Genomic DNA, 14,675 nt, shown 5'->3' with positions numbered 1-14,675 from the left:
GCGCTCCGTCTTCCGGCCTCCCTCACCGTCTCCGCTGCGCTACGACGGCCCTCACTCCGCAGTGGGCGCTGCTCGCGCGAGGACGCCCCACTGGGCCCTCCTCAGGTTGCTATCGATAGTGACCGGTCTGCACTCCGTTTGCCCTATCGCTACCGAAGGGATCGAGGCGAAGGCCCGATCGCGGATCACTTTGCAAGAAGAGCTCCCGACTCGCTCACTTGGGTTCGAGGCGACCGTTGGGTGCGTGGTGCGGACGTGTACCTGCCGCGTACCTGGAGGCACCAGGTACGTGACAGTTTAGGGAAAGCCCAGGTCCCAAGATGAAAAAGGGAACCGTCAAGCAGATGCAACGAAATCACGGATTTGTTTGCTGATCGGGTATTTTTCATTGTGTACCTGGTGTACCTGCACTTAGAGGCAAACCTATATATGAGAGCAGTGTTAAGGGTCCGGTAGGCACAAGGGTGAGGGAACGCAGGGTCTCTTCTCTTTCTATAAATAGACCAGGTACACCAGGTACGACACCCAATGAGCGGTCGGAGATCGGCGAAACGACGCGGATCACGATGTACCTGCAGGTGTACCTAGAACCCCCGATCTGGCAGGTACGCACCAGGTACACCCGCCCCATGGCGATCGTCGAGCGTTCAACCCTCAGCCCTGCGTCCCGAGCGCTCACTGTCGATCTGTCCGACGTGCTGTGTACAGTCGTGAGCAAGCCTGAATGACACTAAAAGGGCAGGGCCACCGACGGTCCGACCATTTGGATACGCCAAGCAACCGCTAACGGGTTCGGCTACGAGGTCCTCTTGGAAGTTTGACTTCCGAGGGAGATCCATGCCTATTTCCACCCCCGCGAGCACCAGCCTCCTGGACTCGCTGATCACGCCGGCAACACTTGCCGCCCGCCTCGGCACGAGCGAGCGCAACCTGAGCGAATGGCGCATCACGGGACGCGGGCCAAAGTTCATCCGGATTGGCCGCAGCCCCCGCTACCGCCCCGAGGCTGTCGACGAATGGCTGCTCGCCCAGGAGCACGCGAGCACGTCCGAGGAAGCCGCCTGATGGGAACCGTCAAGGCCTACTCCACGAAGACAAAGGGCCGGATGTACGAGGTCTGGTACACCAAGCCCGACGGCACGCGCGGACACGACCGCGGCTTCAAGCTCAAGCGTGATGCGGAAGCGCACCTCGCCACTGTCGAGGTCGCGAAACTCCGAGGATCGTACGTCGACCCGGCAGACTCAAAGATTCGTATCTCGGAACTCGGACCGGGTTGGCTTGAGCGGCACAAGTCCAAGGTCACGGCCAGCAGTCACCATTCGGTCGAGAGCACTTGGCGAGTCCACGTCCTTCCACGTTGGGGCAACTACTCGGTCGGCGCGGTCACGCGTCGCGACCTCGCTCAGTGGTTGACCGAGCTGGGCGAGACTCGATCGCACACCACGGTCGCGCGCGCCCGTGACCTTCTGGGCGGCATCTTCGACGACGCGATCGAGGATGGGCGCATCATTAAGAACCCGGCGCGCGGTATTGCGATCAAGAGGAAGCCGCTTCCCGACGAGACGTTTTTGACGCACGTGCAGGTGGAGGCGCTCGCACGAGTATCTCGATATCCGACGCTAGTGCGCTTCCTCGCGTACACCGGCCTGCGCTGGGGTGAGGCTACCGCTCTGCGAGTGCGCAACGTAGACACGGTCAAGCGGCGCCTGCTGATCCGAGAGGCCGTCGCTGAGGTCAACGGGAAGCACATCCTCGGAGGCGTGAAGAGTCACGAAAGGCGAGTCGTCGCCTATCCCGACTTCCTTGACGCGGAGATCGCCAGCCTGGTGCGCGTGAAGGGTCTCGACGACCGCCTATGGGTCGCCACGGACGGCGGCTTCTTGCGAGCTGGGAACAGCAAGGACGGCTGGTTCCAGGCCGCAATGACGCGTTGTATGGCAGAGGATTCCGAGCTGACTCGAATCACGCCGCACGATCTGCGCCACACAGCCGCGTCCCTGGCGATCAGCGCCGGCGCCAATGTGAAGGTCATCCAGCGGATGCTTGGCCACAAGTCAGCGAAGGTGACGCTTGACACTTATGCTGCGCTCTTCCCGGATGATCTCGACAACGTTGCTTACGCTTTGAGTCGCCACCGGGCGAGACTCCTGTCCGAGACGCAATGAGCGAGTCGGGCTGCGGATGTCGTCTCACATGACAAATACGCAACGCCACGCAGGCGTCGGCCGTGCCGACGCTTCGGAAGAATGATCCATCGCATCGAGCACGGATCTGGTTGCGCAGCATCCGGGACTTCAGCGAACGCTGTTCCGATGTGGATCAGACGTGATGCCTTGCCAGGAGCAGCTCCTCGAAGGGATGGGGCGAGGCAATAAAACTCGCTCGGAGTTGGATCGTGCAGATGCCCTGCCCGGGCGGCCCGCAGTCAATCGTTCCCGCAGGTTGGAAGGGGCATTGTTTGGTCAGCGCCGCGGCCGCGTCAGCGAGTGCGTCGTCGTTTCTGACATACCGATCTACAGTCGACCTTTGGTGATCAGAAGCCGGATGCCCACCTGAAGCACGACCTCGACGTAGGGCATTGCCGCGATAGCCACCTTCGCACCGCGTGTGGCGTTGGACTGCTCTGCGACCAGCTGGTTGGTCTCATCAGCAACTGCTTTTGCCTTGTCTTCGTTGTCTGTCAGCTTGTCGATGAGATAACGCCAGCGTTCGTCACTGAGGTCGGGCTTGTTCAGCTCGCCCGCGATGATGTCGCGGGTTTCGCCCAGAGCCACGAACGCCTGCTTGCTGTTCTCGTTCATCGCCGAAAGGGTGGAGCGGAGATCATTCTCGACCGCGTTCACTGCGCGCAAGGCGTACATCTGGAGCTGAGGGTTGGTCTTGATCAGGTGGAGTTGGAGCTCGGGGGTGATATCGCCGAGATGCTCGGCCAGCGCGACCACCTGCGCGTCCGTGAGGTTGTCGAGAGACTCGGCGCCGATCGCCTTCGCGACTGCGTCTTCGGTGTCGAGCGTCATCGTTCTCCATCCGGTAGGCGGCGATTGTCCATCTCGACCGTACTGGCTCGCCCGCAGTTCGCCGAGATTTTTTCGTGGGCCCGTCGCCGCTATCTCGGCCTTCCTCGGTCCTTTTCCGGGCGTGCGACGGCTCCTCGCGCTTGCGCTTGACCTCTGCCTTCCACGCCGCGGCCTCATCGGTTTCCACGGGACCCATGACGCCACGGGTCATCTCCCAGGCCGGGCACCACGCCGTCGAGAGCTCGGGTGCGGGTTCGCGTGGCGCACGTTCTGCTTCGGGGAACTTGGTCGCAGGGCCGGTGTGCGCTCCCAGACGTCTTCGTTCTCTTCGAGGCGGGGACTGCTGGCGACGCTTTCCGGCGCCGCGTGCTGGTCGGGATGCCGACCAGCACGACGACAGCGCTGATGTGCCGGAACCCACGATCGACCTGGCCGCCTGGGACCGACACTGACACGCGTTGGCAACAGGGCGACGTTAGGCACAAGGGCGCACGGGAAGTCCTGGTCTGGGGGCCCGGACCACCTCGATCTCGCCGGACTAGCCAGCGGCGACCTGAGCGTCGAACAGTCTAGGCTCGTGACCGCCGCCTTGACGTGGGGTAGGCGACTTCGTGGCGCCTCGGTGGGGGTTTGTCTTACATCCTCTAGCGTCTGATACCTCCAAGAAATCCCCGGTCATGTCAGAAGTAAGGGGATCGTGCGCTACTCTTGCCCTGTTCTGGCGACACATCGTACGGCTCCGGCTCCGGTCCGATGACGGAATGCGCCGATATCGTTTGAGTGCCCGATCGCTTCACTACCTACCTGCGCACTGCTGGGCGAAGGAGACCTCACCCTATGGCCAAATCATTACTTGAGCAACTGCCCAGCATCGTCGCTACGGGCAAGCGACAGGCTGCACAGATCCTCGAGCAGCTGGAGGGCCAGAACCGCGTCAGTCTGCAGACCCGTGAACTCGTGATTCCAGCCAAGGACAAGGCCGGCATCAACGTCTGGGGATCGCGCGCCGACGAAGACACTCAGTCGTCTCCTAACAGGCTCATCTACGGCGACAACCTGCTCGCGATGGCTGCTCTGCTTGCTGGCGATGAAGACAATCCAAGCATGCGCGGCAAGATCGATCTGATCTACATCGATCCGCCGTTCGACTCCAAGGCTGACTATAGGACGAGCATCACTTTGCCCGACGTGGTCCTAGATCAACGGCCCACTGTTCTTGAGCAGTTCGCCTACTCGGATGCGTGGGCCGATGGTACCGCCTCCTACCTCGCCATGATTGCACCACGCCTTGTGCTCATGCGCGAGCTTCTGTCCGATTCGGGGTCAATTTTTGTTCACCTCGACTGGCACGTCGGGCATTACGTGAAGATTCTGCTTGATGAGATTTTTGGCAAGGATCAGTTCCGCAACGAGATCGTGTGGCGACGAATGTCTGTGAGCGGCTTCAAAGGCAAGAACAAGGTGCCTTTTAACCACGACACGATCTACCGGTATGAAAAGAACAAGCCGAGCGTCTTCCACCCGGTCCATGAAGATTACTCCGACGAGTATAAATCCCGATTCCGGTACATCGATGCAGATGGACGCAGGTACCGGGCCGATCAGAATTTGGGTACCGCCACGAGCCATGCGCGAATCGAAGAGATGCGTGCAGCAGGCCTCATCCACGAAGGCTCAACGGGAAATCTATATCGAAAACAGTTCCTCGACGAGCTGCCCGGGGTGGTCCTTGACGATGTCTGGACAGATGTCCCGTGGGTGACAAAGGGTGGCCAGCGTCTCAACTACGCGACACAGAAGCCTGAGGCGCTTCTTGAGCGAATCATTTCAATGTCCACTGACGAGGGCGCGGTCGTCGCCGATTTTTTCGTCGGCTCCGGAACCACGGCAGCTGTGGCCGAACGCTTGGGTCGCCGTTGGGTCGTTACTGATCTCGGCAAGCCAGCCACGATGATCACGCGTAAGCGCCTCATCGACCAAGACTCAGATCCCTTCCTATATCAGGCGATCGGTGACTATCAGGTGGAGCAGGCGCGCTCGACTCTGGGGCGGAGCTTCCGGGTCGGCGACCTCTCAAAGGTGGTCCTAGACGTCTACGGCGCCCTTCCGCTTCCTCCCGAAGAGAACGTCAATGGGAGCCTCGGCCGGCTACCTGGCACACGGACGCTCGTCATGGTCGACAGCCCTGCTCGGCTCACCACGGTCTCGACTCTCCGCCGCGCCCAGGGGTACCGCGAAGTCAAGATGGGCGGCTTCGACAAGGTGATCATTCTCGGGTGGAATTTCGCCGCCGGGATCGGTCAGGACATCTCAGACCTGAACGACGACAGGCTCGAGGTCCTCGTTATCCCGCCCGACCTCCTCGACCGCCTCAAGAAGAAGGGTGCCGATAAGCTCGCGTCTGAAGTGCGGTTCTCCAGCCTCCAGTATTTGAGGGCGGACGTTCTGGCGCGCACTCACAACGCCTCAGGCGAGTCTCTTACCGTTTCTCTGCAGAACTACGTTTTGCTCTCTCCGGAAGCAATCAACCTCGACGAGAAGAATCGTGCCGCCCTGCAAAACGTGATGAACAACGAGCCACTGGCGCTTATCGAGTATTGGGCGGTCGACCCTGACTATGACGGGGAAGTCTTCCGCTCGGTTTGGCAGGACTATCGCGGCAACACCGGAAACGACGAAGATCCGCTGCGTGTCGTTACGACGGCTACCCTCGATCTCTCGCATTACGAAGGCCCGCGCACGATCTGCATCCGCGCCGTTGACGTGTTCGGCTTCGAGTCTGAGGTGGTCATCCCGAACGTCGAGGTGTCCGCATGAGTGGCTTCGCTGACTTCCCGCTCGCGAAAGGTCTAAGCACCCTCCTCGCGCCACAGATTCCCGACCTTGTCGGTGGCCTCGGTGCGTCAATCCTCGAGGAGGTCACACCGGTCACAGCCGAGTTGCTTCGCTACTGGTTCGAGCAGGACTATTGCGACACTCGCTTCCTGAACTTCCACGAGGGCCAGCGGCAGGCGATCCTCAACATCATCTACGCCCATGAAGTGCTTGGCACGACCCGTCTGCGCGATTTGTACGAGGCTGTCGCGGGGGAGTACTTGCTGCAGGGTGGCGTGCTTGGCGAAGTGACTCGCCAGCGTCACGACTACCCGAAGTACGCCGCCAAGATGGCGACCGGTACTGGCAAGACGTGGGTGCTCAACTCCCTGATGCTCTGGCAGCACCTAAACAACGCAGCCAATCCAAGCGACCCGCGATTCTCGAGCAACTTCCTTCTGGTTGCGCCGGGCCTCATCGTCTACGAGCGCCTTCTCGACTCCTTTATGGGCAAGGAACACGGCGGAGAGCGCGACTTCACGACGAGCGACATCTACTCGCAGCGTGACCTGTTCGTGCCCGAGAACTACCGCACGAAGGTGTTCGCCTTTCTCCAGTCGTCCGTTGTCACCAAAACCGAGATCGGCCGCAAGGTCACCGGATCGGGCCTCATAGCCATCACCAACTGGCACCTCCTCGCCGGCCAAGAAGACCCGGATTTCCTCGACTACGAGGAGGATATCGACGCACCGGGCGTCGATATCAGCCCCAAAGACGCTGTGCAGAGCATCTTCCCGCTCACTCCAGGTACGGCGGCTGGAAACGCACTCGACGCCCTCGACCGACGCTTCGCTCGCGGTGGCCCTCTCGAGGCGCTCAAGGATCTGCCGAGCTTGGTGGTCTTCAACGACGAGGCGCATCACATCCACGAGGTCAAGAAGTCCGAGGAAGTTACTGACGTCGAGTGGCAGAAAAGCCTGACGGAGATCGCGTCGACCAAGGGGGCGAGGTTCATGCAGTTCGACTTCTCGGCGACTCCCTACAACGAGGTGGGTTCCGGGAAGAACAAGAACAAGGCATACTTCCCGCACATTGTCGTCGACTTCGATCTCACCTCTGCGATGAAAGCCGGCCTCGTGAAGGCGCTCGCGCTCGACAAGCGCAAGGAGGTGGCGGCGCTCCCGCTCGATTTCCGGGCCGAGCGTGACGAACAGAACGCCGTCACAGGTCTCTCGAACGGTCAGAGGGTCATGCTGCGCGCTGGCCTTCGCAAGCTCCAGATCCTCGAGGAGCAATTCAAGGACGCAGATCCGAGCAAGTGCCCGAAGCTGCTCGTCATCTGTGAGGACACAACGGTGTCGCCGCATGTCGAGGAGTTCCTCAAGACCACAGGCCTTTCGAGCGACGACATCCTGCGGGTGGACTCAGGGCGCAAGTCTGAGCTCGGAGCGAAGGACTGGGAGCCGGTTCGAGAGAAGCTGTTCGACGTCGACAAGCACGCACAGCCGAAGGTCATCATCTCGGTCCTGATGCTCCGCGAAGGATTCGACGTTAGCAATATTTGTGTCATCGTGCCTCTGCGTTCGTCGCAGGCATCCATTCTCCTTGAGCAGACCATCGGGCGCGGGCTTCGCCTCATGTGGCGGGGAAATGACGCGATCGACGAGCTGAAGGCCGAGACGCGCGAGCGTATGAGCAAGCGACTCGAACCGACCAACTACTTCGACGTTCTCTTCGTGGTCGAACACCCGGCATTCTCGGACTTTTACGAGGAGCTGGTGAACGGCGGCCTCGCGGTCGAGGTCGGCGACGAGGAAACCAGCACGTCCGCCACGGGTGACCTGGAGTTCGTAGATCTCCGCCCGGGGTATGAGGCCTACGACTTCGAGATTCCGATCATCATTCGCGACGCCGATGAGGAGCTGCGTGAGCCGAGCATCAATCCGATCGAGCTTCCGGTGAGCCGCTTCCCGCTTGAGCCCATCCTCACGCAGGTCGGCAAGGGCGACCGGTTCGTCTCTGAAGACCAGCAGACAGGTACGCAGTTCGGCGACTACCGCGTCGACGGCGGTGTGCTGACTGCGACGGGCTACAACGACTACCTCTCGCGCATGACGACCCGCGTCACGGAGGCGCTGGGGCGGAACATGACGACATCGGCGAAGAAGTATCGGGAGATCAGTCAGTTTCCGATCCTTCAGTCCTACCGACCGCTCCTGCTCGGGTGGATCGACACCTACATCCGCAAGCGAATGTTCGGAGCATCGTTCGACCCGCTCGAGGGCGAGAACTGGCGCGTCCTAATGCTCGATGACGTCGCCCACGAGCTGGCTGGCACGTTTGCAACGATGCTTGTCGAACTACAGGAGAATCAGGAAGTCGACTCCGCGATCGTGCAGTACCGCAAGCTCTCGGACGTCGCGACGATTCCGGTGCGCGCGAGTTCTGCTGCCGAAGTCAACAAGTGCATCTACGACCGCTTGCCGATCCCGACGAGGGCAGGCGGCCTCGAGCGGACATTCATCCACTGGGCAGATGGCGACTCGGCGATTGAAGCGCTCGCGAAGGTCCACGAGTATCGTCACGACTTCCTTCGTCGGCCCTACCTGAAGGCGGACGGCATGCCCGCGCAGTACTCGCCGGACTTCCTCGTGCGCACCCGTAGCGACATCTACGTCGTCGAGACCAAGGCGCAGTCCGCGCTCAGCGACGAGAACGTCAAGCGAAAGCGACGCGCTGCGCTGGCGTGGTGCGAGCAGATCAACGAGCTCCCCGAGGAGCAGCGCGACGGTCGGAGCTGGCACTACGTGCTGCTCGGCGAGACCATCGTGAAGGACTGGAAGAAGAAGAACGCGCGCGCGAGCGAGCTGCTGGACTATGCGCGTCTGCGTCGCTCCAGCACCGCGCGGCAAGAGAAACTGCTGTGACGTCCACGGCGGACCTGCGGGGCTCCGTGTGGCGGCGGTGGGACCCGCACATCCACGCGCCGGGGACCGCGCTTAACAACCAGTTCGGCGCCGACGACTGGGACTTGTACCTGAAGCTCATTGAGAAGTCCGAGCCTCGCATCGAGGCACTCGGGTTACTGACTACTACAGCATTGCCGACTACGAGGAGGTTGTCGCTTTCAAGGAAGGTGGCCGTCTCCCCGACGTCGGACTCTTGTTCGCCGATGTCGAGCGGTTGCCCACCGCGACCGCGACCAATCCGGTCAACATCCACCTGCTCATCTCGCCGGAAGATCCCGACCACGTTGAAGAGGCGAAGCGCTTCCTCAACACCCTCACCTTCCAGTACGGCGCGGAGACCTACTCCTGCAATCCAGGGGACCTCGTCCGCCTGGGCAAGAAGTCAAACGCAAAGATCCTGGATGAGGGCGCCGCGCTCAGCGCGGGCACCAACCTCTTCAAAGTCGCGATGGAGAACCTGAAGAAGTCGTTCTCCGAGAGCGCGTGGGCGCAGCAGCACATCATCGTCGCGGTAGCCGCCGGTTCCACTGATGGAACTGCTGGCGTGCGCGATGACGGTGCGTCCCTTGCCGCCGTGCGTACCGAGATCGAGCGCGTCGCTCGGGTCATCTTCTCGAGCTCGCCCAAGCAGCGCACGTTCTGGATCGGTGACGGCGTCGATTCAATCGAGACACTGGACGAAAAGCATGACGGCGTGAAGGTGTGTCTCCATGGAAGCGACGCCCACAACCTCGCAGCCGTGGGAAAGCCCGCAGAGAATCGCTATTCCTGGATCAAGGGCGACGCGACGCTCGAAGCGCTTCGTCAGGCGTGCCTTGAGCCGCGCGAGCGGGCCATCGTTGCCGAGACGCCGCCGTCTGGTGCGTTGCCGCACCGCGTGATCCAAGAGATCTCCGTGAGCGGCGCTCCGTGGTTCAGCGACGGCAATGTGCAGCTTTCGCCTGGTCTTGTCGCCATCATCGGCGCGCGCGGGTCCGGAAAGACGGCTCTCGCTGATCTTATTGCGGCCGGCGCGGGGGCAGCCAGCGACGATGCAACCGACAAGACCTTCCTTCAGCGTGCCAATCGGCACGTTGGGGGTGCTGCCGTGGACCTGACCTGGGCAGATGGCCGCACGACCAGCGCGGCATTCCCTCCCGTCGTGGGTCCCGAAGAAACGCCTGCCGTACAGTACCTGTCCCAGCAGTTCGTTGAGAGGCTCTGCTCGTCCGAAGGCGTCACAGATGAACTGCTCGAGGAGATCGAGCGAGTCATCTTCGAGGCGCATCCGTTCGAGGAACGGCTCGGTGCTTCTACCTTCCGAGAACTACTCGGCATCCGGGCGAGCCACGGCCGCGGTCTGCGCGAGTACGCAAAGGAAGAGATCGATGAACTGTCCGTTGAGATCGACGCGGAGCACGCCACACTGGACCAGCTCCCGGCCCTCAAGATCGAAAAGGACCAGCTCACCAAGGTACTAACGGAGGACAAGAGGGCGCGGAGCAAGCTCGTGATCGTCGGCGGCGAAGCGCGGTCTCAACGGCTCGATCTGATTATCGCGGAGCTCGCTACCAGGCAGGCCGCGATTGACGGACTCCGTCGACGCGCGCAAGCTCTCGGGGAGCTACGCGCCGCCACAACGGACCTGAAGAATCGGCGCTTGCCGGGCGCTACCGTGAGCCTCCTCCGGAACCACGAAGCCGCAGGCCTGACTGCAGATGAGTGGAAAGCGTTCGAAATTCAGTTCGTCGGAGACCCGGTCGCCACGCTCGACGCCAAGTTGACCGGCGTGAAGACCGCCATCAGTGGCCTCACTGGCATCATGCCGACGCGTCCAGATGTGCCCCCTGCCGCGATGCCTGCGTTCGTCGCCGATGACGCTGACCTCACCCAAGAGTCTCTTAACGTGCTCCGGACGGAGGCGTGGCGCTTGGGCCACCTCATCGGCCTCGATAGCGACAAACAGTAGCAACTCGAGGCGCTGAATACGCGTATCGCGCGAAACGAATCTCTCCTCACTGCGGCCAAGAAGAAGATCGCCAATGCGTCGGGCGCGAGCGACCGAATCAAGGCACTGCAGCTCAAGCGTAAACAGGCATACTCGTCCCTGTTCGACGGGTTTGTCGCCGAGCAAGGCGAGCTCACAGCGATGTACGCGCCGCTGAAGGAAATGCTGGATTCGGAACTGGGCACGCTCGGCAAGCTGAATTTCAGCGTGCGCCGCGTCGTCGATGTCGAAGCGTGGGCAACGCGCGGCGAGAGCCTAATGGACCTTCGCACGGGTGAGTTCCGAGGCCGCGGTGAGCTGCTCCGGGTTGCGAGAGATACGCTGCTCCCGGCGTGGCAGCATGGTGCGAGCGCCGCAGTCGCCGAGGCGATGAACACGTTCAGGGCTGATCACAATCAGCACCTCATGGAGCAGGCCAAGGTTCCACGTAGAAACACCAAGGCGTTCTGGGCATGGGGCAAAGAAGTCTCTGACTGGCTGAATAGCACTGACCACATGACGGTCAGCTACGGCGTGCGGTACGACGGCGTCGATATCGAGCAGCTTTCGCCGGGTACGCGTGGCATCGTGCTGCTATTGCTCTACTTGGCCATCGATCAGTCCGACGATCGGCCGCTCATCATCGACCAGCCGGAAGAGAACCTCGATCCGAAGTCGATCTTCGACGAACTTGTCGGGCGGTTCGTGGAGACGCGGCGCCGGCGTCAGATCATCATCGTTACCCACAACGCGAACCTTGTGGTCAACACCGACGCGGATCAGGTCATCGTAGCGAATGCGAGTGCCCATGTGCCCGGTGGACTACCGGAACTGAACTACGACAGTGGAGGGCTCGAGAACCCGCGGGTGCGCGACGAAGTTTGCGAGATTCTAGAGGGCGGCAAGCCGGCGTTCGAGGAGCGAGCGCGTAGGCTCCGGATCCGGTTGCCTTAGCCGTCGGGACGGAGAACGATTTCTCTATTGCGAGAGCTCGGCATACGGTTGACTCGTTCTCATGAGCGCCTCCGAGACCACCGCGCGTGCTGCGGGTGTTGACGTGTTCGTTATCCTACGACGAGGCGTCCGGTGATTGGTTTGAACAACCCGTGTTTTCTGCCCGTCGGCAGCAGCCAGAGTCTGCCTCATTCGGTCACACGCGCAATTGCGAGGAAGTCGCATCGGCAGGCCGGAGGTCACCATGGATTTCCTTGTGAATCACCATCCCTCGGCCCTAGTGCAGCACCATCTACAGATCATCAGTCGGCGCTGGAACGCCTCCGCAAAGCGTAGGAGGCCGAGGAACAAGCCCGATTTCAGAGCAATCGCGCCAAGAGGCGTCGGCCGTGGTGCATTTTGGTGCAGTCGTTGTTGTGTGCAGTTGTGGTTCCGCGGGTGTGAACGTGCCGTGCGGCCGCGGAATCTCGGGGTTATCACTCCGCCCGCGCCAGTCAAGCCTCGGCATAAATGGGTTCAAATCCCACCGTCACCGCCACCACGAAGGCCCCGACTCCCGTTGTAACGACGGAGATGCGGGGCCTTCGTCATGTCCGGGATCGCGAGCGTGATAACGTAGATGTCGTTCACGGGCCTATGGCGCAGTTGGTAGCGCGCCTCGTTCGCATCGAGGAGGTCAGGGGTTCGAATCCCCTTAGGTCCACAGGAACAGAACGAAAGAACCTCGCCCCGCATCCTCGCGGGGCGAGGTTCTTTCGTTGGAGCTGGCGCACGGGGCCGATCCGATCGCCGCGACGAGACCGCTCGGCAGCGGCCGGGGGTTCGATTCGGTGCCTCTAGGCTGAGGACATGGACGCGACGCCCAGCGAATCCGGCTCGACCCTGCACACGCATGCCGTCGACAGCCAGCGCCGTGCCGCGGCCCTCGGTGAGGGGAATCGGGTGCTGTCCCGCACGCAGAAGGTGTACGTGGCGCTTCGGGACGACATCGTCCGCACGCGGCTCGCGCCGGGCGAGGTCGTCATCGAACCCGAGCTGGCCGCGCGGTTCGGGGTGTCGAAGACGCCGGTGCGGGAGGCACTGCAGATCCTCGTCGTGGAAGGGCTCGTCGTCGCGCTCCCTCGTCGCGGATACGTCGTCCGCCCGCTGGGCATCAGCGAGGTGCGCGAGGTGCTCGACCTGCGGTTGATCATCGAACCGCCGATGGCGGCAGGGGCGACGCGCTACGGCAACGAGGCCTTCATCGAGGAGCTCAGCTCGATCCTGGACGCGCAGCGCAGCGGCTCCGGTACGGCGGAGCTGACCGATGCGGCCCGCGCGTTCCACGAGTGCATCCTCGGCGCGGCACGCAACGCTCGGGCGAAGGCGCTCATGAGCGGCCTGTTCGACGAGACGACGCGGAGTCATCACCTGATCCCGGCGATCGATGCGCGCATCCACTCGGACGTCGAGAACAACGGGCACCAGCAGGTGCTCGAAGCGATCCGTACCGGCGATCCGCGGGCGGCCGAGGAGGCCATGCGCCGACACCTCGTCGAGCTGCGGGAGTTCGTCCTCCAGGCATTCCTCGAAGCCTGACCCACCCTGGCCTCATCCTTGTGGCGTCATGAGCACTTGAGATATATCTGAGGAATATCGCTATTGTGCCCAAGATATTCGGGAGCTATGGTGGTGCCGACACCGCGGTCGGCTCTTCGGCCTCGATGGGAGTTGCCGAGAGGATCCAGGTTTGTTGCGACGTCGCATCCGCACCTTCACCGAGCTGTTGAGCTTCGCTCCGCCCGCGCTTCCCACCGAGGCGACGCGCGTCGCTGAAGCCCGCAGCCTCGACGACCTCCGACGGCTCGCGAAGCGACGCGTTCCCGGATTCGTCTTCGATTACGTCGAGGGTGCCGCGGTGACCGAGCAGGCTGCGCGCGACAACGAGTCGGCCTTCGCCCGCCGGAGATTCGTGCCATCCGTCACCGAGAGCGCAGCGGGAGCGTCGCTCGCCACCCGGCTGCTGGGACGCGAGCACGCGATGCCCATCGGCATCGCCCCGATCGGCCTCACCGCCCTCATGCGTGCGGCCGGCGAGACCGACGGTGTGCGTGCGGCTGCGAACCGCAACGTGCCTTTCGTGCTCTCCACGATGGGCACGCGGAGCATCGAGCACGTCGCTGACGCGGCCCCCGATGCGCGCCGCTGGTTCCAGCTGTACCTGCGGCGCGATCGCGCCGCGTCGCTCGCCCTCATCGAGCGGGCCGCCGTGGCAGGGTTCGACACGCTCGTGCTGACCGTCGACACCCGGGTCCCGGGGCAGCGCTACCGCGACGACCGCAATCGACTTTCGATGCCGCCGCGTCTGACGCTGCGCACTGCCGCGCAGTCTGCACTCCACCCGGCGTGGTCGCTCGACCTTCTGGCGCACGACGCACCGGCCATGGCGAACTTCGGCCCGCGGTCTGGAAGCGTCACCGACGTGGTGAGCAGCATGTTCGATCCCGCCCTGTCCCTGGACGACGTGCGGTGGCTGAGGGGGAACTGGAACGGGCCGATCGTGGTGAAGGGCGTCCTGTCCGCCACCGACGCCGAGCGCTTCATCGACGCCGGCGCGGACGCCATCTGGCTCTCCAACCACGGGGGGCGCCAGCTCGACCGTGCGATCGCGCCGATCGAGGTCGTGGGCGCCGTGCGGGCCGCCCTCGGCGACGACGTCCCCATCGTGCTCGACTCCGGTATCCGCAGTGGGCTCGACGTCGTGGCCGCGATCGCCGCGGGGGCCGACTTCGTCTTCCTCGGCCGGGGATACATGTACGGCCTGATGGCGGGCGGCCGGGCGGGGGTCGAGAGGGCGCTCGACCTGGTGGCGAACGAGACCCTGTCGACGATGCAGCTCCTCGGCGTGCGCACGACCGCCGAGCTGCGCGGCCGGGGGACCGCGGTACTCGCGCCCACCGGATAGCCACGACC

9 protein-coding genes and 1 tRNA gene are annotated in these 14,675 nt (G+C 62.8%); 9 read left to right on the top strand and 1 reads right to left on the bottom strand.

Annotated features, from left to right (window positions below; genetic code table 11):
- Positions 1–837 precede the first annotated feature (837 nt).
- Positions 838–1,065: a helix-turn-helix transcriptional regulator gene (locus tag C6C15_RS14420; RefSeq protein ID WP_105950427.1), complete on the top strand. Its 228-nt coding sequence runs from the start codon at positions 838–840 to the stop codon at positions 1,063–1,065.
- Positions 1,065–2,168 carry a tyrosine-type recombinase/integrase gene (locus C6C15_RS14415; RefSeq protein WP_105950426.1) on the top strand — a complete coding sequence of 368 codons (1,104 nt, stop codon included), beginning with the start codon at positions 1,065–1,067 and terminating at the stop codon, positions 2,166–2,168. Before C6C15_RS14420 ends, C6C15_RS14415 begins: the two co-directional genes overlap by 1 nt.
- 348 nt (positions 2,169–2,516) lie before the next feature.
- Here C6C15_RS14415 and C6C15_RS14410 read toward each other — a convergent pair whose 3' ends face one another.
- Positions 2,517–3,020 carry a hypothetical protein gene (locus C6C15_RS14410; RefSeq protein WP_105950425.1) on the bottom strand — a complete coding sequence of 168 codons (504 nt, stop codon included), beginning with the start codon at positions 3,018–3,020 and terminating at the stop codon, positions 2,517–2,519.
- Positions 3,021–3,857: 837 nt separating this feature from the next.
- Between C6C15_RS14410 and C6C15_RS14405 the strand changes: the two genes are divergently transcribed.
- From C6C15_RS14405 to C6C15_RS14375, 7 genes are all read left to right on the top strand, one after another.
- On the top strand, positions 3,858–5,837 hold the full coding sequence (locus C6C15_RS14405; RefSeq protein ID WP_105950424.1) for a site-specific DNA-methyltransferase: 1,980 nt from the start codon (positions 3,858–3,860) through the stop codon (positions 5,835–5,837).
- On the top strand, positions 5,834–8,761 hold the full coding sequence (locus tag C6C15_RS14400) for a DEAD/DEAH box helicase family protein (RefSeq protein WP_105950423.1): 2,928 nt from the start codon (positions 5,834–5,836) through the stop codon (positions 8,759–8,761). Before C6C15_RS14405 ends, C6C15_RS14400 begins: the two co-directional genes overlap by 4 nt.
- A 235-nt stretch (positions 8,762–8,996) precedes the next feature.
- A complete protein-coding gene (locus C6C15_RS14395) occupies positions 8,997–10,751 on the top strand; it encodes a hypothetical protein (RefSeq protein ID WP_105950422.1) in 1,755 nt (584 codons plus the stop codon).
- A 180-nt stretch (positions 10,752–10,931) separates the two neighbouring features.
- Complete coding sequence (locus C6C15_RS14390; RefSeq protein ID WP_105950421.1) at positions 10,932–11,723, top strand: AAA family ATPase; 792 nt, start codon at positions 10,932–10,934, stop codon at positions 11,721–11,723.
- 630 nt (positions 11,724–12,353) lie between these two features.
- Positions 12,354–12,426, top strand: a tRNA-Ala gene (locus C6C15_RS14385).
- A gap of 146 nt (positions 12,427–12,572) precedes the next feature.
- Positions 12,573–13,301 (top strand): GntR family transcriptional regulator, encoded by a 729-nt coding sequence (locus C6C15_RS14380; RefSeq protein ID WP_105950420.1) that lies wholly within the window; start codon positions 12,573–12,575, stop codon positions 13,299–13,301.
- 151 nt (positions 13,302–13,452) lie between these two features.
- Complete coding sequence (locus C6C15_RS14375) at positions 13,453–14,667, top strand: alpha-hydroxy acid oxidase (protein ID WP_105950419.1); 1,215 nt, start codon at positions 13,453–13,455, stop codon at positions 14,665–14,667.
- Positions 14,668–14,675: the final 8 nt, after the last annotated feature.

Source organism: Microbacterium sp. str. 'China', from assembly GCF_002993305.1.
GTDB lineage: Bacteria > Actinomycetota > Actinomycetes > Actinomycetales > Microbacteriaceae > Microbacterium > Microbacterium paraoxydans.
Note: the sequence above shows the minus strand (reverse complement) of the source record. Positions and strands in the feature narration are given on the sequence as shown.